Below are 23,852 nucleotides of genomic sequence, written 5' to 3'. Positions count from 1 at the left end.
GGCGACAACATGGTCTCGCGGAGCGCACCACCGAACAGGTCGGCAAGCTCGGCGACTCCAGCGCCGAGATCGCCACCGGGGACATCTCCTCGCGGTTGCGGCAGATCCAGGCCGGCACGCCACCACCTCGGAGATGAACCGGGGTGGCGGCGGCCGCCGTCAGCGAACTGAGCGAAACGGCCCACCGGCCGCAGACGCTGGTGGGCCACTTCCGCGTGTGATTACCGGGACAGGCGAAGAGTCCGTACCTCGAAGGGGGTCAGCTTCAGGTCCAGCGAGCCCTCACCCAGGGGCTTCTCCAGGAGCGTGACCTCCTGGACCGAACGCACGGCGGTGTGTGCGTTCAGCGTGCCGGTGGCGCGACGGCCGAGCGACTCGTAGACGCGCACGATCAGGTCGCCGCTGCGGTCGTCGGCCAGCTTCACGCCCGAGATCACGATGCCCTCGCCCGACACCGAGACCAGCGGCTCGAAGCCGTGGTCGCCGGTCACCACGCGGGCGGGCAGGTTCATCGCGATGCCGGCCTCGGTGGCCTCCGCGACCCCGGCCCCGATCACCAGGCCGTACGAGCAGGTCTGCGCGCCCTGGTCGGTCTCTGGGTCGGGGAAGCGCGGCGCCCGCAGCAGCGACAGCCGCACCGTCGTGGTGACGCCGTGCTCCTCGGTCGAGTCGCGGGTCTGGTCGTAGCCGTACGTCGAATCGGTGATCAGCGCGGCGCCGAAGCCGGGCTCCTCGACGAGCACGTAGCGGTGCATGGAGGCCTCGAACTTGGCCGCCTCCCAGCTCGTGTTCGTGTGCGTGACCCGCTTCTGATAGCCGAACTGGGTCTCAGCGGCGACGTGCTCGGCCTGGATGGCGAACGGGAACGCGACCTTCAGGAACTTCTCCGTCTCCTGCCAGTCGGCCTCCTGGTCGATCCGCAGCGTCCGGCTGCCCGGCGCCAGCGTCAGCGTCTGCTTGACCTTCGACTTCGAGAACTCCCGCACGATCGTGACGTGCGCGCCGCGCGAGTCCTGGCTGAAGTCGATGGACGACACCGCGCGCAGGTCGGTGACCTTGTTGCGATAGAAGCGGTCCACGTCCCAGGCGTCCCACTGGTTCGGGAAATCCTGGTGGAGCTGAAGGAGATTGGCCTCCTGCCCGGCCGCGATGGTCTCGCGCCCGGTCGCCAGGTCCACGGCCGAGGTGATGAGTCCCTCGTCGGAGACCGTCACCGCCACGATGCCGTTGGACAGCACGTTGCCCTCGACCGACACCGCGCCGGCGGAAGAAGAGGGCGCGGCGGCAGCGAGAGCCGGGACGCCGTCGCGAGCGAACGGCGCCGGGTTCAGGACGATGGTGGAGTTGCCGTCACCGACCAGGGCGGCCTGCGAGGCGGCGATCAGTTCAAGAGCGGCAACCCGGATCCGCTCGTACGTCGCCACGGCCTCCCGGTGCACCCACGCGATCGAGGTGCCGGGCAGGATGTCGTGGAACTGGTGCAGGAGCACCTCCTGCCACAGCGCGTCGATCTGCTCGTACGGGTAGGGAGCGCCCGCCCGCACAGCGGCCGTCGCCGCCCACAGCTCGGCCTCGATGAGCAGGTGCTCGCTGCGCCGGTTGCCCTGCTTGGTCTTGTGCTGGCTGGTCAGCGTCGCCCGGTGCAGCTCCAGGTAGAGCTCGCCCACCCACACGGCCGGGTTCGGCAGCTCGGCCCGGGCCTTGTCGAAGAACTCGTTCGGGTGCTCCCACTTCACGGTGGCGCTGCCCTCGAGGGAGCGCAGCCGGCGGGCCCGGCCGGCCATCTCGCGGGTCGTGCCGCCGCCGCCGTCGCCCCAGCCGACCGGCGCCAGCGAACGCGACGCGAGCCGGCTCTCCCGGAACTGGTTGGTGGCCTTGGACAGCTCGGCCCCCGACAGCTGCGAGTTGTAAGTGTCCATCGGCGGGAAGTGAGTGAAGATTCGCGAACCGTCGATGCCCTCCCACAGGAAGGAGTGGTGCGGGAACCGGTTCACCTGGTTCCAGGAGATCTTCTGGGTGAAGAACCACTGGAAGCCGGCCCGGCGGATCAGCTGCGGCAGCGCGGGGGAGTAGCCGAAGCTGTCCGGCAGCCACACACCCTGCGACTCGACGCCGAACTCCTCGCGGAAGAACCGCTGGCCGTACGTGAACTGGCGGACCAGCGCCTCACCGGTCGGCATGACGGTGTCGCTCTCGACCCACATGCCGCCCAGCGGGATGAACCGTCCCTCCTGGACAGCTTTGACGACCCGCTCGAACACCTCGGGGCGGTGCTGCTTGAGCCACGCGTACTGCTGGGCGCTCGACATGCCGTACTTGAAATCGGGGTCGAGCCCGATCAGCTCGGTCATGCCGGCCGCGGTCCGGGCCACCTTGCGGATGGTCTCGCGGACCGGCCACAGCCAGGCCGAGTCGATGTGGGCGTGCCCGATAGCCGACAGGTGGTGCGCGCTCTGCTCGGCCGGCGCGGCGAGGACCCCCTCGAGCTGGGCGCGGGCCGCGGCCGCCGTGCCGGAGATGTCCTGCAGGTCGAGCACGTCCAGGGCGTCGTCGAGGGCCTGCAGGATGCGCATCCGGCGCGGCGCGGTGGCCGGCAGGACCGCCTGCAACTCGAGCAGGACCTCGACATCGAGGGCGAGCTCGTACGTCTGCTCGTCGAACAGGGCCAGATCCATGCGCTTGGTCGTGTAGAGCGGCCGCGGCGACGAGGTCTGGATGTCACCCTCCTGGGTCGGCAGGAAGGGGTGGTAGTCGAGCAGGACCGGGTTGGCCGCCGCCTCCAGGTAGAAGTCGACGGTCTCGTCGTCGCCGACCGGGATCCACTGGTTGCGCGGGTTGAGAGACTTCACCGGGCTGCCGTCGGGGCGGTAGACCAGCGCCTCGCACTGGAAGCCCGGCATGTTGCCGTCGAAGCCGAGGTCGACCACGACCTCGACGTGGCGGCCGCGCCACTCGGCGGGAACGGCGCCGCGCAGCCGGAACCAGGTGGTGTTCCAGGCCGGGCCCCAGGGGGTGCCGACCGTGTAGGGCTCGTACGACAGGGCGAGGCCCTCGGCGGGCGGGATGGGCTCGCCGGGCAGGGAATGGAACTCGGCCTCGAGCGGCACGCTGCCGGTGTGGACGGCGGGCCGGATGCGCTCGGCCAGGACGCGGGTCGCGCGTCCCACGGTGAGCGGGATGTCGTCGTGCATGTCAGCGCCTTTCGAGAGGACGGCGGAGTTCGGTGATGCCGCGGGCGGAGAGCAGTTCGGCGTCGCCGGCCGTGGACGCGAGGACGATCTGCGGGCCGGCGCCGTCACCCGCGAGGTCCAGCCACGAGCGGTAGAACTCGCGGGAGGGCCCGGAGGCGGCACGGTATCCGGGCACGGTGTCGTCGAGGATCAGTGCCACCGATTGTTCCACCGTGTGGGATTCTTTGCGAATCTGTGCGATCGTCTCCGCGAAACGCTCACCGGTCGGCTTGACCCGGCCGTCGCTGGTGATCAGCCCCAGGTCGTACTCGAGCTCGGGGAAGTCGAGCAGGTCACGCGACACGTCGTGCGAGCACCACCAGGTGATGCCGGACAGCTCGGGGATCCGCGCGACGTGCCGCAGGGTCGCCTCGAGGAAGTCCGGGGCGTCGGCCTCGGCCACCACGTTGGTCGGCGCGCCGACCTCCTGCAGCCACACCGGGCGGCCCGGGTCGGTGTGCCAGGCGGCGGCCAGCCGGCAGAGATATTCGGCATGCCGTACGGAGCCGGCGCCCATCCCGCCGTGGGTCTGCGCGGCGCCGTTGAACACCCACGAGTGCACGATCGTCTCGTCGCCGTGCGCGACCGCGTGGGCCGGGCCGAACGGCTGGGTATCGTCGTACCAGGCGGCGTCGTACATGGCGTGGGTGACCAGCGTGCCCGGGCGGGCCTCGTCCCGGATGGCCCCGGTCAGGCGGGCCAGCCACACGCCGGCGCCCTCCTCGGTGACCGGGTGCGGGAACGGGTGGGGCGCGGCCGCGAACTGGTTGGTCTCGTTGCCGACGGTCACGCCGAGCAGATTGGGCCGGCCGGCCAGGGCCGAGGTCAGCCGGCGCAGGTAGTGCGCGGTCGAGGTGACCACGTCGGGGTCGGTGAACATGTTGCGGCGGTGCCAGCTCGACAGCCAGGCCGGCACGAAGTCGAAGCTGGACAGGTGGCCCTGCAGGCCGTCGACGTTGACGTCCAGGCCGCAGTCGGCGGCCAGGTCGACGACCGTGACCACGTCGGCCAGCGCGCGCGGGCGGATCAGGCCCCGGTTGGGCTGCACGTGCGGCCACAGCGGCATGAGCCGGATGTGGTCGACGCCCAGCCCGGCGATCGCCTCGAGGTCGTTCTTGACCGAGGCCGGGTCGAAGTCGAGCCAGGAGTGGAACCAGCCGGCCGAAGGGGTGTAGTTGACGCCGTATCTCATGGTGCGCTTTCTCTCGGTATTTTCCATGGACGGCGGGGTCAGCCCTTCACCCCGCCCTCCTCGACGCCCTTGAAGAAGTAGCGCTGCAAGGCGCTGAACAGGATGGCGATCGGGATGAAGGCGATCATCGTGCCGGCCGCGATCAGGCGCTGGTCCTGCGTGAAGGTGCCGGACAGATACTGCAGGCCCACCGTCAGTGTGTACTTCTCGGGCGAGGTCAGCACGATCAGCGGCCACAGGAAGTCGTCCCACGCCTGGATGAAGGAGAAGATGGCCACGACCGCGAGGGTTCCTCGTACGGCCGGAAGTGAGACCCTCAGCAGTCGCTGCGCGACGGTGGCGCCGTCCATGATCGCGGCCTCGTCGATCTCCTGCGGGAGCGAGCGGAACGCGTTGAACATCAGCAGCACGTTGAGCGCGGCCACCATGCCCGGCAGCGCGACGCCGATCAGGGTGTCGGCCAGGCCCAGGTCGCGGACCGTCACGTACTGCGAGATGATCGTGACCTCGCCCGGCAGGATCAGCGTGGCCAGGAACAGGCCCAGCACGATCTTGCGGCCGCGGAACCGCAGGCGGGCGATGGCGTAACCGGCGGTGGTGGCGAACAGGATGTTGCCGCCGACGGTCAGGAAGGCCACCAGCAGCGAGTTGCCGATGTAACGCCAGACCGGGATGGCCTCGGCCACCTGGCTGTAGTTGTTCAGCGTCGGCTCGTGCGGGATGAAGCTCGGCGTCCGCGTGTAGATGTCCTCGCCGGCGCCCTTGAGCGAGGTGGACAGCTGCCACAGGAACGGGCCCACCGTGATGAGCAGGACGAACAGCAGCAGGACGTAGCGCAGGACCTTCTCGCCGGTCGAGGGCTCGCCGATCTTCTTCACGAGTCACTCCGGTTGTTGAGGCGCGCGAGGACCACCATCGGGACCACGGTGACGACGAACAGCAGCACGCTCAGCGCGGAGGCGTACCCGAGGTTGCCGTAGAAACCGCCCGCGTACTGCTGGATCAGCATGACCAGCGACTGGTCCTTGCCGCCCGGGCCGCCCTTGCCGCCGGTGAGGATGTAGAGCTCGGAGAACACGCGCAGCGCGGCGACGCTGACCAGAACGGCAACCAGAAACATGGTTCCGCGTACGCCCGGGACCGTGACCGTCAGGAAGCGGCGCACCGGGCCGGCGCCGTCGATGGCGGCCGCTTCGTGCAGGTCCTTGCGGACGTTACCGAGCGCGGCCAGATAGACGATCATGTAGTAGCCGAGCCCCTTCCACACGGTCAGGCTGATCGCGCTGATCAGCACCAGCCAGCGGTCGGTCAGAAACGGCACCGGTCCCTGAATGACGTGCAGCCATCGGGCCAGGTTGTTGATCAGGCCGCGGTCGTCGAGCAACCAGGTCCACATCAGGCCGACCACCACCGCGCTGGCGATGACGGGCACGTAGAAGGCGGTCCGGAAGAACGCGATGAACGGCAGCTTGCGCTCGACCAGCACGGCCAGCAGCAGCGGCAGGATGGTCAGCAGCGGCAGGCAGATCGCCATGTAGATCGCGCTGTTGAGCAGGGCGGTCCATACCTGGCCGTCATGCAGCAGCTCGGTGTAGTTGTCGACGCCGACGAAGTCGGAGTTCCCGCCCAGCGGCTTGGCGTCGGTGAACGACAGCCGCAGGGTGTTGATGGAGGGCCAGACGCTGAACACCAGCAGAAAGGCCAGCGCCGGGAGGGTGAGCACCCACGGCGTGAACCAACGATGTGTCTTCACAAGTTCTCCTCGGGGGGTGGCGGCCGGCCTATCGGGGGGACCTGCCGGCCGCCACCGGCTCGCTACTGCTTGCTCAGCAGCTGGTTCATCCGGCCCACGGCGTCGTCGAGCGCCTTCTTGCTCGTCTCGTCGCCCTTGACCGCCAGCGCGATCTGCTGGTCGAGCAGCGTCTGCATGTCCGAGTTGACCTCGTACGGGATGAGGTTCTTGGCGTCCTTGAGCTCGCTGAACGCGAGCGAGCGGGCCTTGCCGCCCGGCGTGCCGTCGTCCTTGCCGAAGTAGCTGTCCTCGGCCGACGCCTTGGTCGACGGGAAGACGTTCACGATGTGGCCGAACTTGTTCTGGTTGTCGGCGTTGGTGATCCACTCGGCGAACGCCTTGGCCGTCGCCGGGTGCTTGCTCTTGGCTGAGACGCTCACGCCCTGCACGTACAGCGGCGGGGTGTCCAGGGCCTTGCTGACCGCGATCTGGCCCTTGAGGCTCGGGTTGTCCTTCTCGAAGTCGGCCAGGCCGGTCGCGCCGCCGGTCGTCCAGGCCACCTTGCCCTGGGTGAACAGCTTCGAGTTGCCCTGGTAGTCGCTGTTGAGCACGCTCGGCGGCATGTAGCCCTTGGCGTACGCGTCGCGGTACTGGTCGACCAGCGCGGCCGCCTGGTCGGTGTTGAAGACGAAGCTCTTGCCGTCGTCGGCGACGATCGGGATGCCCGCGCGCACGAAGTCCGACACGTCGGGCTTACGGCTCATCAGGTAGTCGTCCGGGCACTTGGCCTTCATGGTCGCGGCCTGGGTGAACAGCTCCTGGGTGGTGGCCGGGGGCTTGTCGGCGTCGAGGCCGCACGCCTTGAACTGCTTGGCGTTCCAGTAGTCGAGGTCGGTGTTCAGATACCAGGGGTAGCCGTAGACGCCGTCCACACCCTTGAACTTGTACGCGTCGATGGCGCCCTGGACGTACGTCTGGGAAAGGTCTTCGTCCTTGCTGACGTCGACCAGGAGGTCCTGGCGGGCGAGGGGGAGCGCGAAATCCGGTGGCAGGTTGACCACGTCGGGCAGCGTGTTGGAGGAGGCCTGGGCGAGGACCTTCTCCGAATAGCCGTCGCCCGGCTGGTCGAGCAGCTTGACGCTGGTGCCCGGGTATTTCGCCTGGAAGCCGGCGATGACCTCGTTGAGGTAGTCGGTGAACTTGGGCGTCAGGGCCCAGGTCTGCAGCGTGATGCTGCCGGTGATCTCGTCGCTCTTGGCGCTGTCGCCGTCGCCGCCACCGCAGGCGGCGGTCAGACCGAGGGACAGAGCCGCCACGGTGGCGACGGCTGCTTTCGTGATTCGCATGGTTTCTCAAAGCTCCTGAGCCATAGTTCGGCGTCGACCAGGAAACGTCGGCGAAACAACATCGTGAGTAACTAAAGCGCTATAGTCAACGCCTCTAGTTCTTTTTGTTTTCTTGTACGCCTGCTGGCTAAACCGCTATAGCTGAGGTAACGTGCGCGCCGTGGGTAACAGGCCGACCATCGCGGACATCGCCAAGCGCGTGGGCGTCTCGCCGGGCGCCGTCTCGTTCGCGCTCAACGGGCGGCCGGGCGTCAGCGAGCAGACCCGCGCGCGCATCCTCGAGGTGGCCCGCGAGATGAACTGGCGGCCCCACCGGGCCGCCCGGGCACTCGGCGGCGCGCAGGCCGGCGTGGTCGGCCTGGTGCTGGCCCGCGACCCGCGCACGCTGGGCTCCGAGCAGTTCTACACCCAGATCCTCTACGGCATGCAGGACATGCTCTCGGCCCACTCGTCGGCCGTGCAGATGCAGCTGGTCCGCGACACCGGCGCCGAGATCGACCTGTACCGGCACTGGGCGTCCGAGCATCGCGTCGACGGCCTGGTCCTGGTCGACCTGCAGCTCGACGACCCGCGCATCGCGGTCGTGCGCGAGCTCGGCCTGCCCGCGGTCACCCTGGGCCTGCCCGGCGAGCCCGACCAGCTGCCCAGCGTGTGGGCCGACGACGCCGAGGCGATGATCACAATCGTCGACTACCTGGCCGCCCTCGACCACCGGCGCATCGCCCACGTGGCCGGCCCGCCGGTCTATCTGCACACGGTCCGGCGCACGGCCGCGCTGCGGGCCCAGGTCACCGAGCGCGGCCTGCACGCGGGCGAGTCGGTGCCGACCGACTTCAGCGACGCCCAGGGCGCGGCGGCCACCCGGGCCCTGCTGTCCCGGGCCGACCGCCCGACGGCGATCGTCTACGACAGCGACCTGATGGCGGCGGCCGGCCTCGGCGTGGCCCTGGAGATGGGCATCGAGGTGCCCCGCCAGCTGTCGATAGTGTCCTTCGACGACTCGGTGCTGACCCGCATCGTCCACCCGGCCCTGACCTGCCTGTCCCGCGACACGCACGCGCTGGGCGCCCAGGTCGCCACGACGCTGCTGCAGGCCATCGCCGACCCGTCGTCCCGGGAGAGCGTCCGCACGGAGACGCCGCGCCTGGTCGTGCGCGGCAGCACGGCCCGCCCGCTCTTTCCTCCGCCGGCTTAGCTATCCCCGCCGGCTCAGCTTTCCCCCACCGGCTCAGCTCCTCCCGCCGGCTTGGCTTTCCTCCCGCCGAGGCGCGCCTCGTCCCCCCGCCGGGCGCGCCTCGGCCCCGTAAGATGCCCATCCGTGACGGCTTATCTCGTCGGAGTGGTGCTGTTCCTGCTCGCGCTGACCCTCTCGGTCGCCCTGCACGAGGCGGGCCACATGGTCACGGCGCGTGCCTTCGGCATGAAGGTGCGGCGCTTCTTCGTCGGCCGGGGCCCCACGGTCTTCTCGTTCTCCCGAGGCGAGATCGAGTACGGGGTGAAGGCCCTCCCGATCGGCGGCTTCTGCGACATCGCGGGCCTGACCGCCCTGGACGAGCTGGCCCCCGGCGAAAGGTCACGGGCCATGTGGCGCTTCCCGGCGTGGAAGCGCACGGTGGTGATGGCGTCGGGCTCGGTCGTGCATGTGCTGATCGCCCTGGTCGTCCTGTACGTCATGGCGATCACCAGCGGCCTGCCCAACCTGCACCCGTCCGACGACCCGATCGTCGCGTCGACGACATGCGTGACCACCGCCGCGTCCTGCCCCGCCGCCGAGGCCGGCCTGCGCCCCGGCGACCGGATCGTGTCGGTGGCCGGCACGCCCACCCCACAGTGGGCCGACGTGCTGACCGCGGTCCGGGCCGCCACCGGCCCGACCCCGCTGACCGTGCGGAGGGGAGCCGAGACCCTGACCCTGTCGGTGGACGTGGCCCGGGTGACGACGCCGTCGGGCGAGATCGGCATGATGGGCGCAACGGCGCAGGAGCCTCCGGCCTACCTGAGCTACGACCCACTGCCGGCGACCGGAGCGACCCTGTCCTTCACCGGCGACATGGTCTCGAACACGGCCGCCCAACTGGCCGCCTTCCCCCAGCGCCTGCCCGCGGTGATCGACGCGATCACCGGAGGCGAACGCCACCCCGACACCCCGATCAGCATGGTCGGCGCGAGCCGCCTGGGAGGTGAGGCGGTCGAGCGGGGCCTGTGGGAGGTCTTCGTGTTGCTGTTGGCAAGCCTGAACCTGTTCATGGCGGTGTTCAACCTGCTGCCGTTGCTCCCACTGGACGGGGGCCACATCGCCGTCGTGTGGTACGAGCGCGCCCGCGACACGATCCGCCGCCTCCGGGGCCGGGGAGCCGCGGGCCCGGTCGACTACACGAGGCTGTTCCCGGTAACGATGGCCGCGTTGCTGGTAGGAGGCGCGGTCATGCTGCTGACGGTGACGGCCGACCTGGTGAACCCGATCCACCTGTCCTGATCACGGAACCCTCAGGTAGCCCCACCGGTCGCCGATCGGTTGCCTCGACGTAGCAGCCGAGGCCCCGTGGACGGAGACCATGACAGCCGAACCACAGACCGGCACCCCGTGGAACCCGGATGGAAGCGAGACCCCCTCCGGCCTGCCCACACACGGATACGTGCCACCGACGTCCGCCCCCACGGCCTCGTCACACGCCTACGCCCCACCACTCCCACCCCCGCAGCCGGGCGCGCCGTCCTACGGCCACGCGGAGCCGGGCGGGTCGTCGTACGGTCACGCGGAGCCGGGCGGGTCGTCGTACGGTCACGCGGAGCCGGGCGGGTCGTCGTACGGTCACGCGGAGCCGGGCGGGTCGTCGTACGGTCACGCCGAGCCGGGCGCGGCGTCGTACGGCCCGGCGCAGCCGGGTGTGCCGTCATACGGCTATCCGACGCCGGGGGCGCCCGCATACGGCCATGGCGGTCCGGGCGCGCCCGCATACGGCCACGGTGCGCCGGGCGGGGTAGAGCGCGGCTACACGCAGGCGGCGGCTCCGCCGGGTGGGTATGCGGGGCCGGCCTATCCCGGGTATGCGCCGCCCGGCTACCAGCAGACAATGCCGTACAACTCGGGCTACGGTGCGACCCGTTCGCTGATGTCGGCGGGGAAGCCGCCGGGCCTGGGCTGGGTCATCGTGGGCACTGCGGTGATCGGCGGCCTGGGCGCCTTCATCGCGTCCAACAAGGCCAAGAAGGCGGCCGCCGTCGGCGTCGCCGCGACGCGGTACTGGGTCGCGTTCGGCGTGACGCTCGGCCTGACCTGGGTGCTGAGCATCGTCTGCTACTTCACCTTCGGCGGCGTGGACGGCCGGCTGACCCGGGCCCAGCTGGAGAAGTCCCTCGTGGCCGAGGCCGCGCTCACCGACGACAACGGCTTCGCCGTCAACGCGACCGACGCCACCTGCGTCGCCGCCTCGGTGGACTCGCGTGGCGCCGGCACCTATCAGTGCCTGATCGAGTTCGAGAACGGCCTCCGCCAGTCCTACCAGGTGACCGCCGACTCCCACGGCCGCTGGGTGACCTCCAACGGCGAGTAACCGTCCGGCCGGAACACAGCGCGACCGCCAAACCGGTGATCCGGAGGCGGACGGCTCGGGGTGGCGGCCCGGGCGTGGCAGCTGGGTGCGGTGGCCCGGGCGTGGCGTCCGGGCGTGGTGGCGTGGGAGGTGGCAGCCCGGGTCCGGCGGTTCAGGCGCGGCGGCCCGAGGGCGGCGGCCGGGCGCGGCTGCCCGAAGGCGCTGGCCTGGGCGCGCGGCCTGGGGGCGGCTGCCCGAAGGCGCTGGCCTGGGCGCGTGGCCTGGGGGCGGCTGCCCGAAGGCGCTGGCCTGGGCGCGCGGGCTGGGGGCGGCGGTCCGAGTGCGGTGTCCTGGGGTGCTGGTCCGGGCGCTGTGGTGTGAGGGCGGTGGCTGGGCGGCTGTCAGACGAGGCCTGACTGGTAGGCGAAGACGACCAGTTGGGCTCGGTCTCGGGCGCCTAGTTTGATCATTGAGCGGCTTACGTGGGTGCGTGCGGTGGCTGGGCTTACGACCAGTTCCTCGGCTATCTCGTGGTTGGTCAGGCCGCGGCCCACGAGGGTGACGATCTCGCGTTCGCGGTCGGTCAGGCGGTCGAGCTGGGGGTGTGGGGCTACCGGGCGGATCGCTCGGCCGGTGAACTCGCGGATGAGAGTCTTGGTGACCGACGGGGCCAGCAGCGCGCCGCCGTCGACGACCGTGCGGACTGCGTCGAGCAGGGCGGCCGGCTTGGTGTTCTTCAGCAGGAAACCGCTGGCGCCGAAGCGCAGGGCGTCGAAGACGTACTCGTCGCGCTCGAAGGTCGTCAGCACTATCACCCGCGTGCCGGGCAGTGAAGGATCGGCGACGATGCGGCGCGTCGCCTCCAGGCCGTCGATCCCGGGCATCCGGATGTCCATGAGGATCACGTCCGGCTGGGCGCGCCGAGCCTCCTCGACCGCGGCCAGCCCGTCGGCGGCCTCTCCGGCCACGGCGAAGCCGTCCTCGCTCTCGAAGAGCACCCTCAGGCCCATGCGCACCAGGTCCTGATCGTCGGCGATCAGCACGGAGATCACGGCGCCTCCCGACGCGGATGCGGCGCCACGAGCGCCGGGGCGGACAACGGCGGGTGGGTGGTGGTGTGGGGGAGGACGGCGTGGACGGTGAAGGTGGAGCTGGGGGTGGGGGTGGCGGTCAGGGTGCCGTTCAGGTGTTCGGCTCGGCGTCGCATGCCGGTTATGCCGAAGCCGTCGTTGTGGGGGAAAGGCGGGGCCGGGTTGGTTATGCGCAGGTCGACGGATGTGGGGCCGTGATGGATCGTGACCGTGGCCTGGCGTTGCGTGGCGTGTTTGAGGACGTTGGTCAAGGACTCCTGGAGTATTCGGAAGGCGGCCGCGTCGACGGTGGCGGGCAGGGCGGCTGCGGGACCGTCCACGGTGAGCGTCACTGACACACCGGCGGCCCGCAGGCGGTCGCACAGCTCCTGCGCGCCGGACAGGCCCGGTGACGGTGGGACTCCGGCCAGGGTGGCGCGTAACTCCTCCAGGGCCTCGTACGCCGCGGCCGAGATCGCGGTCAGGGCTTCGTGGGCCTGGGCCGGGCGCGTGTCGCGCAGGTGCAGGGCTATGTCGGCCTGCATCTGGATCGCGGCCAGGCCATGGCCGACCACGTCGTGGACCTCCTGGGACAGGCGCAGGCGTTCGGCGTCGGCTATCCGCCGCTCGGTCTCCGCGCGCTCCCTCGCCTGGGCCTCCACGACCAGGCGGCGGGCGCCGCCCAGCGTGAACGGCACGATCACCCACGCCGTGCCGGGGGCCAGGCCGACCAGGCCGGGCGGGCCGGTGAACGTGTGGATCAGCACGATGGCCAGCGCCGCGACGGCCCACGGCAGGGCCTGGCGGAGTGTGCGACGGCGGCCCACCGAATAGACGCAGACGCCGAAGGACAGCAGGATCGGGCCGTACGGGAAACCGGCGATCAGGTAGGCCGAAGTGGCGGCCGCGGCGACGATCAGGGCCGGACCGGGCAGGGCCCGGCGCAGCGCGGTCGCCCCGGCGGCGACGGCCACCAGCAGCGCTGTCACCCAGGTGACCTCGGCGAAGCGGCTGAACAACGGCAGCGTGCCCAGGCCCACGACCAGCAGCGCGACCGGCACGGCCGCGACGCGGAGCTGCTGGAGTGGTGGCATGCGTCCACCTTGCCGTAGGGGGGGCCGGGAGCACATCAACCCACGGTCGTACGTTCACGGGCGTACGTCCGAAGCCGCTCTTGAACGGACGCCCGCGCCTCCCGGAGCCCGCACTGTGAAGGCATGAGACGCCGCAAGCTCTGGCTGCTGTTGCACCTCCTCTCCGCCGGCGTGTGGATCGGCGTCGACGTGATGGTCGCCGTGCTCGTCGCGGTCGGCGCGTGGGGCGAGGACCGGGTGCTGGCCTATCAGGCGCTCGGCACCTTCGTGGTCTGGCCGATGCTGACCTCCGCCCTGGTCTGCCTGATCACCGGCGTGCTGCTCGGCCTGGAGACGAGGTGGGGTCTGGTCCGCTACTGGTGGGTGGCCGTCAAGCTCGTACTCAATCTGGTCCTCTGCACTTTGATCCTGGTCCTGTTGCGGCCGATGATGCCCGAGGTGCGGGCGTACGCCGAGGGCGCCGCCACGGGTTTCGACCCGGGCGCCCTGGCCTTTCCGCCGATCGTCTCGCTCACCGCGCTGAGCCTCGCCACCGTCCTGTCGGTCTACAAGCCGTGGGGCCGGATCGCGCGGAGGAGACGCTGAAGCCGCTCCCGATAATGAAAGTCGTCCAGCACTTCGCCGATCCAGGCCGCTGGATTCAGACGTTCGTCGGCTCGCAGCCAGCTCTCGCCGGCCAGTTCCGTGATGTGACCGAGCTGCGCGATCAGCATCGAGAAGTCGCCGGGCCGGGAGAGACGAGCCGGACCGCCGGCTGAGATGTAGGACGACATCAGGGCCCGCGCGCGACCGGGGTCGGTGCGCCCGAACTCGAACAGCACGCAGGCCAGCTCCTGTGCGGGATCGGCCGGCCCGCTGTTCTCCCAGTCGATGACGCACAACCCGCCGTCCGGCGTGGGCAGCACGTTGTCGGCCCACAGATCGCGATGGCACATCCGCGGGTTCGCGGGCGGCGTGAGCCATTCCTCCAGCGCCACCAACTCGTCCCGCAGCTCCGCCAGCCGCCCGGCGAAGGGGGCCTCACGGAGTTCGTCGATCAGCTCGTCCCACCGGGCCGCGCCGACGGGCGCCGTGTGCCATTGATCGACCGGCCCCTCGGCGGGCATGAAGACCTGGTGGATCGCGGCCACCGTCGCGCCGACCAGCTCCGGGTCGACCAGCGGATCGGGCGCGCCGAGCTCGACCCACTCGTACACCCGAATGACCTGTTCGCCGGCGAGCCGGACCGCGGGCGCCCGGACCCCCGCCGCCCGCGCCTTCTCCTGGAAGGCCGCTCCGCCGGCGGCGACGGGATGGAACGGCACTTTGACCGCCCACCGCCCGTCCGAGGTGTCGAGCCGCCACACCTCGCCCTGCTTGCCGCTCGCCACCGGCCCGTCGGACAGCCCGAGGAAGCGGCCCAGCCCGAACAGCCCGGCGATCGATGCACCGTCCACACAGGTACGGTAGCGCCGTGAATCCGTTCCTGGAGAAGCTTTATCAGTCGGGCCTCGATCACGACGCGGCCGAGCCGGACCGGCGGCGGCGCCTGCGCAACCTCGAGCCGGTCACCGCCGAGCTGCTGGCCACGGTGGTGCGCATCGCCAAGGCGCGGGACATCGTCGAGATCGGCACCTCGAACGGCTGGTCGGCGCTCTGGCTGGCCGAGGCCGCCCGCGACACCGGCGGGCGCGTGACCACCGTCGACGTCGCGGAGTGGCCCGGCGCCGCGGAGAATCTGGCCGGCGCCGGCGTCGAGCGGGTCGTGGCCGACGGCGGCGACTACCTCGCCCGGCAGAACGACGGCGAGATCGACCTGCTGTTCCTCGACGCCGAGCGGACCGAGTACGCCTCCTGGTGGCCCCACCCGGCGCGGGTCCTCCGCCCCGGCGGGGTGCTGGCCGTCGACAACGTGCTCTCGCATCCGGGCGAGGTCGCCGATCTCCTGGCCCTGGCCCAGGAGCGCTTCATCGGCGGGACCGCGGCCGTCGGTAAGGGTCTCTATCTCGGATGGCTGAAGCCGCAAAGCCATCGATGAGGCGCCGGGTCCGTTCCGCGGCCCTCGGCATCTCGGCCCACGTGCGGGACAGCAGGGCCGCCGGGTCGCTGACCTGCTCGGCGCCGCCGTTGGCGAGCCAGCCGGCCAGCAGCGAGGGCGTCACCTCCGGGTGGAACTGCACGGCCAGGTTGCGCCGCAGCACGTACGCCTGCGAGGCCGCCCCGTTGCGGGCCACCTCGACCGCACCGGGCGGCAGCGTCCAACGGTCGTAGTGCCACTCGAACCACGGCCCGCCCGGCACGACGGATTCGTCGTCGCTCTCCACGGTCGCCCAGCCGATCTCGGGCGACGGTGACGCGGCCACCGATCCGCCGTGCGCGGCCGCGAGCAGCTGGCCGCCGAAGCAGATTCCCAGCACGGGTACGCCGGCGGCGCCCGCCGCAGCTGCGTGATCTCCGCGCCGACCCAGCGGCCGATCAGCGCCTCGTCGTAGGTCGACCAGGGCGCGCCCATCACGACCACCGCGTCGTACTCCGTGAAGTCGGGGAAGTTCGCCTCGACGCCCGGCGTGCGGAACCGGGACGCCGGCACCGTCAAGTACGACTCCACCGCGAAGCCGTGCCCGGCCAGCCGCGCGGCGACCGGGCCGAGCGGCGACAGATGGTCGTGCTGGACGACGAGGAGTCTCATCAGAGGTGGTAGCTGTACTCGCGGAACTCCCAGTCGGTCACCCACTGGGAGAAGCGTTCGAGCTCGTTGCGCTTGTACGCCAGGAAGGTCTCCACGAAGCGTGGTCCGAGCAGTTCCGCGAGCGCAGAATCCCCTTCCAGGCAAAGAAGGGCGCTGGAGAGGTCGCCCGGCAACCGTGGCGCCTTGGTGACGTCGTAGCCGTACCCCTCCAGCTTGGCCGGCGGCTCGAGCTTGTCGCGGATGCCGAGATAGGCGGCGGCCATCAGCGCCGCGGTGCCCAGGTACGGGTTGGCCGACGCGTCGCCGAGCCGCAGCTCCAGGCGGGCCGCCGCGCCGCGCTCGGGCGGGACGCGCACCATGGCGCTGCGGTTGTCCAGGCCCCAGTCGACCAGCCACGGCGCCAGCGTGTCGGGCCCGAAGCGCTTGTACGAGTTGATGGTCGGGTTGAGCAGCGCGGTCAGGGCGGGCGCGTGCGCGAGCACCCCGGCGATGGCCGAGCGGGCCACGTCCGACAGCCCGTCCTCGCCCCGCGGATCGTCGAACAGCGGCTCCCCGTCGAGGGAGGTGGCCGAGAAGTGCAGATGGAAGCCGGAGCCGCCCTCGTCGTTGAAGGGCTTGGCCATGAAGGTGGCGAGCTTGCCCCGCATCCGGGCCAGCTCCTGGATGGCGGTCTTGAAGCGGAAGGCGCGGTCGGCCGCGTCGAGCGCGCCCGAGTGCCAGAGGTTGATCTCGAACTGGCCGGAGCAGAACTCGTGGTTGGCCGCGACCACGTCGAGCCCGTACGCCGAGAGCCGCCGCAGCGCCGAGAGCAGCGTGTTCTCCGGGTCGCCCTTGTAGCCTGCGACGTAGACGTTGCCGGTGCCCTCGCCGTACCGCTTCCAGCCGTTGGGGACCGAGTCGTCCGGCTCCAGCACGTAGAACTCGAGCTCGGGGCCGATCGACGGCACCATGCCGAGCTCGGCGAAGCGTTCGGCCACCCGCTTGAGGACGTGGCGCGGGCTCTCCTGCGACGGGGTGCCGTCGGGGTTGAAGACGTCGGCGATGGCGTGGGCGACGCCCGGTTCCCACGGCACCGGCCGCAGCGTGCTCAGATCGGGCAGCGCGACCACGTCGGGCAGGCCGTCGGCCAGCCCGCCCTCGATCGGCACGACGTCGCCCATCGGTGAGGTGCCGTAGACGGAGCGGCAGAAGGCGACGCCGTGCCCGACGGTGCGGGCGAAGCGGTGGACCAGGATGTCGCGGCCGCGCTCGGTGCCGATGAGATCGCTGTAGCCGAGCCGCACCACGTCGACGTCCTGGTGGCGCAGCTCGGCCTCGGCGGCTTCCAGGGCGGGGACATCAACCGAGAGCATGGGAACTCCTTCGGGGGCGTGATGTGGTGAGAATCGTACGGACCCGAACGAGCCTGTCAAGGGACGTACGATCGGTGCCATGAGCGACCATCCCACCCTTGTCGAGACCGAAAGGGCCATGCGCGAGCACGTCGAGTCGCTCGCCCTGGACTTCGAGTCGGCGCACGCCGTCTCCAGCATCTACCGGGCCGCCAACGCGATGCGCGGCTACGTGTGGAACGAGGTCCTGCGCCCGTACGACCTGAGCTGGACCGGTTTCGTGGTGCTCTGGGTGGTCTGGATCTACGACGGCATGGAGACCCGGCACGCCGCCGAGGCCGCCGCCATCTCCAAGGCGACCCTGACCGGCGTGGCCAAGACCCTGGAGTCCCGGGGCTGGATCACCCGCACCGGCCGCACCGACGACAAGCGGCTCGTCGAGCTTCACCTCACCGAGTCCGGCCGCGAGCTGATGGAAGAGATCTACCCCAAGTTCAACGCCGCCGAGACCCGGGTCGCCGCCCGCCTCACCAGCAACCGCAAGAAGGAGCTCACCCGGGGGCTGCGCGACATCGTCACCACGATCGAGGACCTCGAGCGGAAGCAGCCTCCACCAAGGCGGTGAAAAGGCGGAGGTCCTTCTCGTACGTGTCCTCGGGATGCCACTGGACCCCCGCGAACCAGCCGTCGTGGCCGTCGAGGGTGACCGCCTCGATGGTGCCGTCCCGGGCGTGGGCGGCGGCGCGCAGCCCTTCTCCGAGACGGCCGATGCCTTGATGGTGATAGCAGGAGACGGTCAGCGGCGGCTTGCCGGGGAGGGTGACGTCGTGCACGCCGCGGTGGGCGGCGCCGAGATCCTGGATCAGGTCGCCGCCGCGGGCGACGTTCACGACCTGGACGCCGCGGCAGATCGCCAGCAGCGGGCGGCGGTCCTCCAGCGCCACCCGGGCCAGGGCCAGATCGAACGCGTCCTGCACCTCGTCGACGTCGTACTGGCTGGCGTGCTCCGCCTGCCCGGACCAATGCGCGGCCAGGTCGCCGCCGCCGGGCAGCAGCACGCCGCCGGCCATCCAGATCCGCTCGCGGACCGGGCCGTCGGCCGGATGGAGCACCAGCGGCTCGCCGCCGGCCTCGAACACGGCCTCCAGCAGCCGGGTGGCCGCCACCGAGGCCCGGAAGCGCAGGGCCGAGGCCGACCGCGAGAAACGGGCCGGTATCACGATGAGCGGCCGCCGGTCAGCCATGGGCGATCCAGGTCGTCTTCAGATCGGTGTACTGGTCGAGGGCATGCCGTGACTTGTCCCGGCCGTTGCCGGAGAGCTTGACCCCGCCGAACGGCACGGCCATGTCGCCTTCCTCGTAGCAGTTCACCCACACCGTGCCCGCGCGGAGCCGGTTAGAGGTTCGATGGGCCCGGCCGAGGTCCGAGGTCCAGACCGCCGCCGCGAGCCCGTACTCGGTGTCGTTGGCCAGGCGCACGGCCTCCTCCTCCGAGGAGAACTCCTGCACCGCGAGCACCGGTGCGAAGAGCTCCTCGCGGATGGTCCCGCCGGTGACGACGGCCGGTTCCATGTAGAGCCCGTCGGCCCGGGCGCGCGGAACCAGGTCCAGCACCCGCCGCACGGCGGCCCCGGAGACCATCGGCCCCATCGTCGTCTCCCACAGCAGGGGGTCACCCGGTCGCCAGTCCGCCGCCACGATCCGGTCGACGAAGGAGGCGGCGATGTCGCGGTGGACCACGAGCCGTGAGCCGGCCGTGCACATCTGGCCGGAGTTGAAGAAGGCGGCCCAGGCCGTGGTGGCGGCCGCCGCCTCCGGGTCGGGCGCGTCGGGGAAGACGATGCTCGGCGACTTGCCACCGAGTTCGAGGTGCACCCGCTTGAGGTTGCTGTCGGCCGCGTACCGCAGGAAATGCCGCCCCACCTCGGTCGACCCGGTGAAGGTGAGCACGTCGACATCGGGATGCTCGCCGAGGCGCCGGCCGACGACCGTGCCGTCGCCGGAGAGCACGTTGAGCACCCCCGGCGGCAGGCCCGCCCGTACCCCGAGCGCCGCTACCCGCTGCATGGACAGCGGCGACTGCTCGGCCGTCTTGAGCACCACCGTGCAGCCCACGGCGAGCGCCGGCGCGAGCTTCCACCCGCCGATCGTGAGCGGGAAGTTCCACGGCACCACCGCCGCCACCACCCCGGCCGGTTCGCGGGTCACCAGGGCCAGCTCGCCGTCACCGGTGGACGGGATCTCGCCCGCGGTCTTGTCGGCGAGCCCGCCGTAGAACCGCAGGCACCGGATCAGCGCCCGCAGCTCGATCTCCCACGAGTGCCGGATCGGCTTGCCCATCTCCAGCGACACCAGCACAGCCAGCTCGTCGCGGTGCTCCTCGACCAGCTCGGCGAAGCGCAGCAGGGTCTCGCCGCGTTCCCGGGCCGGCATCCGGGGCCACGGCCCGGAGTCGAAGGCCTCCCGGGCCGCCGCCACCGCCGCGTCCGCGTCTTCCGTGCCGGCCCAGGCCAGCGAGGTCAGGGTCGTGGAGTCCCTCGGTGTGACGACCGGCCGGAACCGGCCGGACAAGGGCGCGCGCTGTTCCCCGCCGATCCACAACCCTTGCGGCAGGTCGAGAGCGCGCGCCAGCGCGACGAAGTCCTTCACGGGCGCGGCTTCCGGATGCCGCGGAATTCCCAGTCGCCGCCCTTGGCCGTGGACAGGACCTCCTCGCTCTCGGTCGGCTGCGCTCCCACGTCCGTCCGGATGGCCGCCGGCCCCTCGACGATGTGGTTGCGCAGCGTGCCGAGCCCTTCGACCTCCACCTCGACCACGTCGCCCGGATAGACCGTGCGGGAGATGGCCGGGGTGCCCGACAGCAGCACGTCGCCCGGCTGGAGCGTGATGGTCCGCGCGATGTCGGCCACCAGGTAGTGCATGTCCCAGTTCATCTCGTCGGTGGTGCCGTCCTGGCGGACCTGGCCGTTCACGAGCGTCCGGATGGCCTTGCCCCGGAAGTCCCAGCCCTCGACCAGCCCGGGCCCGAGCGGGCAGAGCGTGTCGGATCCCTTGACCCGCAGCATCGATCCGGCGTCGGTGTCCCGGAAGTCGTGCAGCCCGTAGTCGTTGGCGACCGTGTAGCCGCGGATGTAGTCGCCGGCCGACGAAGGGGAGATGTTGCGGGCGGTCCGGCCGATGACGATGCCGATCTCGCCCTCGTAGTTGAGCCACTTGCATCCGGCCGGGCGGACCACGGCAGCGTCGTGTGCGTTGAGCGCGGAGACCGGCTTGTGGAAGTAGGTCGGCGCCGGCGGCAGCGTCGCCTGCATCTCGGCCACCCGCGACCGGTAGTTGAGGTGGACGCAGATGATTTTCGAGGGGACGACCGGCGGCAGGTGGACGGCGGTGCCGGCGGCGACCTCGCGGCCGTCGTGGGCGACCAGGGTGTCGCCGTGCCGTTCGACATCGGTGACGGTGCCGTCGAGCAGGATGCGGCGGAACTCTCTCATGCGAGGCCTTCCTGACGGAGGTAGCCGGCGTCCGGGGCGGTGCGGCGCGGCCGGGGGAAACCGCCGGCGGGCCGGTCGAACCAGAGGTGCACCTGGCCGGTGCCGACCGAGTTCTCGTACTGGCCGTACTGCCGGGAGGGTGCTGTGCAGTCACCCTCGCCGAGGGCGCCAATCATCATGAGGTAGTGCGCGAACCGGGCCTCGGGCTTGTGGGCCAGGAACGCGGGCATGGTTTCGAGCACCCGCGCGTGGTCCCCGTCGGCGAACCACCGCAGCCGCTCGGCGTCGGCGGCGGCCGCCTCGGGCGTAAAGATGTGCTCCACCCCGGCCGCCTCGTGGTCGCGCAACTGCCGCAGCGGCCAGAACGTGTGCGACATCGCGCCCGAGGCGATGAGCATGACCTTGCGGTCGGACGCGGCTATCGCGTCGCCGAGCGCCCGGCCGAGCCGCAGGCTGTCCTCGGTGTCGGCGGTCTGGCAGACGCCGATGGAGATCCACCGCTTGTCCGGCCGGCCCTGTCCGAGGAACTCCCACACGTTGGTGGTCGCGTAGAAGATCGGCAGGTGGTCGTCCTCGATGGGCGTGATCCAGGTGCAGTGGTCCCGGGCCTTGCCCGCGATCAGATGGGCGAGTGGAGGGTCGCCCGCGAAGTCGTACGGCCGCTGTGCCATGCCCCGGGGCAGCTCCTCGGAGGTGAACAGGCCCGCGCGGCGGGACTGGGCGGTGACGACGAACTCGACGGTGGTCGCCCAGTGTGAGTCGAGGACCACGACGGTGTCGTAGTCGGCGACGTCGAAGACCTCCTTACGGAGCTGGTGCAGCCCGGAGACGAGAGTGGAGTCCTCGCCGTGGTTCAGCTCCCGGCGGGTCTGTTCCGGCAGCACGATCGTGGGCACGTGGGCGATGAGCCCCGCCCCGACCACCTCGCCCATCAGGCCTCCTTCCAGCCGCTCGGGCTGAAGACGGTGTTCTTGACGTCGCAGTAGAAGTCGAACGACCAGGTGCCGCCCTCACGGCCGATCCCGGACCGGCCGTTGCCGCCGAAGGGCGCGCCCAGATCCCGGACGAAGAAGCAGTTGACCCAGACCGTTCCGGCGTTCAGGGCCGCGCTGACCCGCTCCGCGCGCGACGGCGAACCGGTGACGACGGTCGCGGCCAGGCCGAAGCGGGTGTCATTCGCCATGCGGACGCCCTCCTCCTCGCCGGAGAAGGTCTGCATCGTGAGGACCGGCCCGAAGACCTCTTGGGTCAGGATCTCGCTGCCCGGCTTGGCGTCGAGAAGGATCGTGGGGGAGAAGTAGAGGCCGGTGCCGGGCCCGCCGCCGAGGATCGCGGTCGCACCGTCGGCCAGGGCGCGGGAGACGAAGCCGCTGACCCGCTCGAGGTGTGGCCGGCTCACGAGCGCGCTGACGTCGGTCCTCTCGTCGCGCGGGTCGCCCAGCACGAGCGATCGGGCGCGCTCGACAACACGATCGCGGAACTCCGTGAAGATCGACTCCTGAATCAGCATGCGGAACGCGCCCAGGCACACCTGCCCGGCGTTGTCGAACTGCTCGACGGCCAGGCTCACGGCCAGGTCGAGGTCACAGTCCTCGAAGACCAGCAGCGGCGACTTGCCGCCCAGCTCGAAGGAGAGCGGCACGATGTTCGGCGCCGCCGCCGCCGCGACCGCCCCGGCCGTGGGCACCGACCCGGTGAACGACAGCCGGTTGATCCCGGGGTGCCCGGCGAGGGCGGCCCCCGCCGAAGTCCCGATCCCCTGCACCACATTGAAGACACCGGGAGGCACACCGGCGTCGCGTGTGATGTCGGCCAGGAGCGAGGCGGTCAGCGGGGCCCACTCCGGCGGCTTGAGCACGACCGTGTTGCCGGCCGCGAGGGCCGGCCCGATCCGCCACGAGGCCAGCATGAGCGGCGCGTTCCAGGGCGTGATGACGGCTGTGACCCCTGACGGGTCGTAGGTGATGCGCTCGCGGTGGCCCCTTATCTCGCGGTCGGGATGCGCGAGCTCCACCGACAGGTCCGCGAAGTAGCGGAAGTTCATCGCCACCCGCGGCATCACTCCACGGCGATGCGAGCGCAGCAGCGACCCGTTGTCCCGCGTCTCGACCGCGGCCAGATCCTCGATGCGAGCTTCGACGCCGTCGGCGACCCGCCGCAGGATCGCCGCGCGAGAAGCAGCCGGCAGGCCCGCCCACGCGGGAAACGCGTCGCGGGCGGCGGCGACTGCGGCGTCCACCTCGGGCGCACCGCCGGCCGAGATCTCAGCGAGCACTGTCTCGTCGATGGGGGAGATGTCGGTGAACGTCCGGGCCGACGCGACCCGCTTCCCGCCGATCCAATGACGGGGATCGACCTCGATCATGCCTCGCCTCCCAGACGGGCCAGGGTCGAGCCGCCGTCCCAGACGACGCCGACCTGCTGGTGGTAGCCGCCGATGATCTCGTCGACCCGCAGCCGGGCCAGTTCCTCGGTCGGCGACTCGAACAGTGCGAGGGAGACGTCGCCCGACCACACCGGCCCGCCCTCGAACGAGGCGGCCCCGGACGAGATGAGCTCGGCGAAGGCGTCGCCGCCACCGGCGATCCCGGGCAGCACGCGGTGGTGGGCCATCGGATGGGCGTTGACGAAGCCGTTGCTCCCGGCCGTGGACCGCAGGGTCAGCACCGCCTCGGCCAGCCGGCGGTCGCCGGCGGCCAGCGTCGCCCCGAACACGCCGCCGGGCCCGAGCGTGGGCGCCGCCTGCCCGAACGGATGCGGCCGGGTCTGCCAGATCGAGCCGAGCTTCTTCGGATAGCCCTGATGCAGCCCGCGCGCGATCGCGAAGTCCTTGTCGACCCAGATGTAGACGCAGCGCGAGAAGACCCGGCCCTCGAACGAGCACCGCACCACCACGAACGCCTCCCGGTACTGCGACCGCACCGGATCGAGCAGTTCGGCCCGCGAGGACGAGCAGGACTGCCAGTCGGCCCAGATCAGCGCGACCGCGCCCGGATCGTCCGGCGCCGGTGACAGCGGCGGCGGCAGCAACTCGGCGACCCGGGCCGGATCGGTGCGGTACTCGACGGTGAGCAGGTCACCGGAGTAGAACCAGGGCGGTGAGGGGATCAGCGACGACTGTCCGGTCGCCGACCGTGGATAGAAGAATCCCGGCACACGTGCTCC

22 protein-coding genes are annotated in these 23,852 nt (G+C 70.9%); 6 read left to right on the top strand and 16 right to left on the bottom strand.

The features are described from left to right. Positions 1–221: 221 nt before the first annotated feature. From ACFY36_RS40050 to ACFY36_RS40030, 5 genes are all read right to left on the bottom strand, one after another. Positions 222–3,191 (bottom strand): alpha-mannosidase, encoded by a 2,970-nt coding sequence (locus tag ACFY36_RS40050; protein ID WP_499751126.1) that lies wholly within the window; start codon positions 3,189–3,191, stop codon positions 222–224. A 1-nt stretch (position 3,192) separates the two neighbouring features. Further along, a complete protein-coding gene (locus ACFY36_RS40045) occupies positions 3,193–4,422 on the bottom strand; it encodes a glycoside hydrolase 5 family protein (protein WP_499751125.1) in 1,230 nt (409 codons plus the stop codon). 38 nt (positions 4,423–4,460) lie between these two features. Next, on the bottom strand, positions 4,461–5,300 hold the full coding sequence (locus ACFY36_RS40040) for a carbohydrate ABC transporter permease (RefSeq protein WP_499751124.1): 840 nt from the start codon (positions 5,298–5,300) through the stop codon (positions 4,461–4,463). After that, positions 5,297–6,175, bottom strand: coding sequence for a carbohydrate ABC transporter permease (locus ACFY36_RS40035; protein WP_499751123.1), 879 nt, complete (start codon positions 6,173–6,175; stop codon positions 5,297–5,299). The genes ACFY36_RS40040 and ACFY36_RS40035 overlap by 4 nt, the downstream gene beginning before the upstream one ends. A 62-nt stretch (positions 6,176–6,237) precedes the next feature. Beyond that, complete coding sequence (locus ACFY36_RS40030) at positions 6,238–7,500, bottom strand: ABC transporter substrate-binding protein (protein ID WP_499751122.1); 1,263 nt, start codon at positions 7,498–7,500, stop codon at positions 6,238–6,240. Positions 7,501–7,660: 160 nt separating this feature from the next. Here ACFY36_RS40030 and ACFY36_RS40025 point away from each other — a divergent pair, with 160 nt between their 5' ends. The 3 genes from ACFY36_RS40025 (at position 7,661) to ACFY36_RS40015 (ending at position 11,054) form a co-directional block, all read left to right on the top strand. Then, positions 7,661–8,695, top strand: a complete 1,035-nt coding sequence (locus ACFY36_RS40025) for a LacI family DNA-binding transcriptional regulator (protein ID WP_499751121.1) — start codon at positions 7,661–7,663, stop codon at positions 8,693–8,695. Between the two features lie 123 nt (positions 8,696–8,818). After that, positions 8,819–9,976 carry a M50 family metallopeptidase gene (locus tag ACFY36_RS40020; RefSeq protein ID WP_499751120.1) on the top strand — a complete coding sequence of 386 codons (1,158 nt, stop codon included), beginning with the start codon at positions 8,819–8,821 and terminating at the stop codon, positions 9,974–9,976. 79 nt (positions 9,977–10,055) lie between these two features. Then, positions 10,056–11,054, top strand: coding sequence for a hypothetical protein (locus tag ACFY36_RS40015; RefSeq protein WP_499751119.1), 999 nt, complete (start codon positions 10,056–10,058; stop codon positions 11,052–11,054). Positions 11,055–11,434: 380 nt separating this feature from the next. Here the strand turns inward: ACFY36_RS40015 and ACFY36_RS40010 are convergent, their stop codons facing one another. Together ACFY36_RS40010 and ACFY36_RS40005 are read right to left on the bottom strand one after the other, a co-directional pair. Continuing rightward, positions 11,435–12,085 (bottom strand): response regulator transcription factor, encoded by a 651-nt coding sequence (locus ACFY36_RS40010; RefSeq protein WP_499751118.1) that lies wholly within the window; start codon positions 12,083–12,085, stop codon positions 11,435–11,437. After that, on the bottom strand, positions 12,082–13,197 hold the full coding sequence (locus tag ACFY36_RS40005; protein WP_499751117.1) for a sensor histidine kinase: 1,116 nt from the start codon (positions 13,195–13,197) through the stop codon (positions 12,082–12,084). The genes ACFY36_RS40010 and ACFY36_RS40005 overlap by 4 nt, the downstream gene beginning before the upstream one ends. Positions 13,198–13,320: 123 nt before the next feature. On the opposite strand from ACFY36_RS40005, the gene ACFY36_RS40000 reads away from it, so the two are divergent. Then, complete coding sequence (locus ACFY36_RS40000) at positions 13,321–13,782, top strand: hypothetical protein (protein WP_499751116.1); 462 nt, start codon at positions 13,321–13,323, stop codon at positions 13,780–13,782. Here the strand turns inward: ACFY36_RS40000 and ACFY36_RS39995 are convergent. Next, complete coding sequence (locus ACFY36_RS39995; protein WP_499751115.1) at positions 13,743–14,633, bottom strand: phosphotransferase family protein; 891 nt, start codon at positions 14,631–14,633, stop codon at positions 13,743–13,745. The genes ACFY36_RS40000 and ACFY36_RS39995 overlap by 40 nt on opposite strands. A gap of 17 nt (positions 14,634–14,650) precedes the next feature. On the opposite strand from ACFY36_RS39995, the gene ACFY36_RS39990 reads away from it, so the two are divergent. Then, the gene (locus ACFY36_RS39990) at positions 14,651–15,214 is read left to right on the top strand and encodes an O-methyltransferase (protein ID WP_499751114.1); all 564 of its coding nucleotides are present in this window, start codon (positions 14,651–14,653) and stop codon (positions 15,212–15,214) included. On the opposite strand, the gene ACFY36_RS39985 is transcribed toward ACFY36_RS39990, so the two are convergent. Beyond that, positions 15,144–15,593: a type 1 glutamine amidotransferase gene (locus tag ACFY36_RS39985; RefSeq protein WP_499751113.1), complete on the bottom strand. Its 450-nt coding sequence runs from the start codon at positions 15,591–15,593 to the stop codon at positions 15,144–15,146. The genes ACFY36_RS39990 and ACFY36_RS39985 overlap by 71 nt on opposite strands. Positions 15,594–15,864: 271 nt before the next feature. Continuing rightward, complete coding sequence (locus ACFY36_RS39980; protein ID WP_499751112.1) at positions 15,865–17,217, bottom strand: glutamine synthetase family protein; 1,353 nt, start codon at positions 17,215–17,217, stop codon at positions 15,865–15,867. 79 nt (positions 17,218–17,296) lie between these two features. Here ACFY36_RS39980 and ACFY36_RS39975 point away from each other — a divergent pair, with 79 nt between their 5' ends. Beyond that, positions 17,297–17,821 carry a MarR family winged helix-turn-helix transcriptional regulator gene (locus ACFY36_RS39975; RefSeq protein WP_499751111.1) on the top strand — a complete coding sequence of 175 codons (525 nt, stop codon included), beginning with the start codon at positions 17,297–17,299 and terminating at the stop codon, positions 17,819–17,821. On the opposite strand, the gene ACFY36_RS39970 is transcribed toward ACFY36_RS39975, so the two are convergent. The 6 genes from ACFY36_RS39970 to ACFY36_RS39945 are packed head-to-tail and all read right to left on the bottom strand — an operon-like array spanning position 17,772 to position 23,843. Continuing rightward, a complete protein-coding gene (locus ACFY36_RS39970) occupies positions 17,772–18,440 on the bottom strand; it encodes a gamma-glutamyl-gamma-aminobutyrate hydrolase family protein (RefSeq protein ID WP_499751110.1) in 669 nt (222 codons plus the stop codon). The two genes, ACFY36_RS39975 and ACFY36_RS39970, sit on opposite strands and share 50 nt — an antisense overlap. Then, positions 18,433–19,845, bottom strand: coding sequence for an aldehyde dehydrogenase family protein (locus ACFY36_RS39965; RefSeq protein WP_499751109.1), 1,413 nt, complete (start codon positions 19,843–19,845; stop codon positions 18,433–18,435). Before ACFY36_RS39965 ends, ACFY36_RS39970 begins: the two co-directional genes overlap by 8 nt. Next, positions 19,842–20,687 (bottom strand): fumarylacetoacetate hydrolase family protein, encoded by an 846-nt coding sequence (locus ACFY36_RS39960; RefSeq protein WP_499751108.1) that lies wholly within the window; start codon positions 20,685–20,687, stop codon positions 19,842–19,844. The genes ACFY36_RS39965 and ACFY36_RS39960 overlap by 4 nt, the downstream gene beginning before the upstream one ends. After that, positions 20,684–21,619 carry a DODA-type extradiol aromatic ring-opening family dioxygenase gene (locus tag ACFY36_RS39955; protein WP_499751107.1) on the bottom strand — a complete coding sequence of 312 codons (936 nt, stop codon included), beginning with the start codon at positions 21,617–21,619 and terminating at the stop codon, positions 20,684–20,686. The genes ACFY36_RS39960 and ACFY36_RS39955 overlap by 4 nt, the downstream gene beginning before the upstream one ends. Next, positions 21,619–23,052 carry an aldehyde dehydrogenase gene (locus ACFY36_RS39950; RefSeq protein WP_499751106.1) on the bottom strand — a complete coding sequence of 478 codons (1,434 nt, stop codon included), beginning with the start codon at positions 23,050–23,052 and terminating at the stop codon, positions 21,619–21,621. Before ACFY36_RS39950 ends, ACFY36_RS39955 begins: the two co-directional genes overlap by 1 nt. Beyond that, a complete protein-coding gene (locus tag ACFY36_RS39945; RefSeq protein ID WP_499751105.1) occupies positions 23,049–23,843 on the bottom strand; it encodes an acetoacetate decarboxylase family protein in 795 nt (264 codons plus the stop codon). The genes ACFY36_RS39950 and ACFY36_RS39945 overlap by 4 nt, the downstream gene beginning before the upstream one ends. Between the last annotated feature and the right edge of the window lie 9 nt (positions 23,844–23,852).

Origin of the sequence: Actinoplanes sp. NPDC000266 (assembly GCF_042899005.1) — a bacterium.
Taxonomy (GTDB): Bacteria; Actinomycetota; Actinomycetes; order Mycobacteriales; family Micromonosporaceae; genus Actinoplanes.
This window is presented reverse-complemented; position numbering and strand designations above follow the sequence as displayed.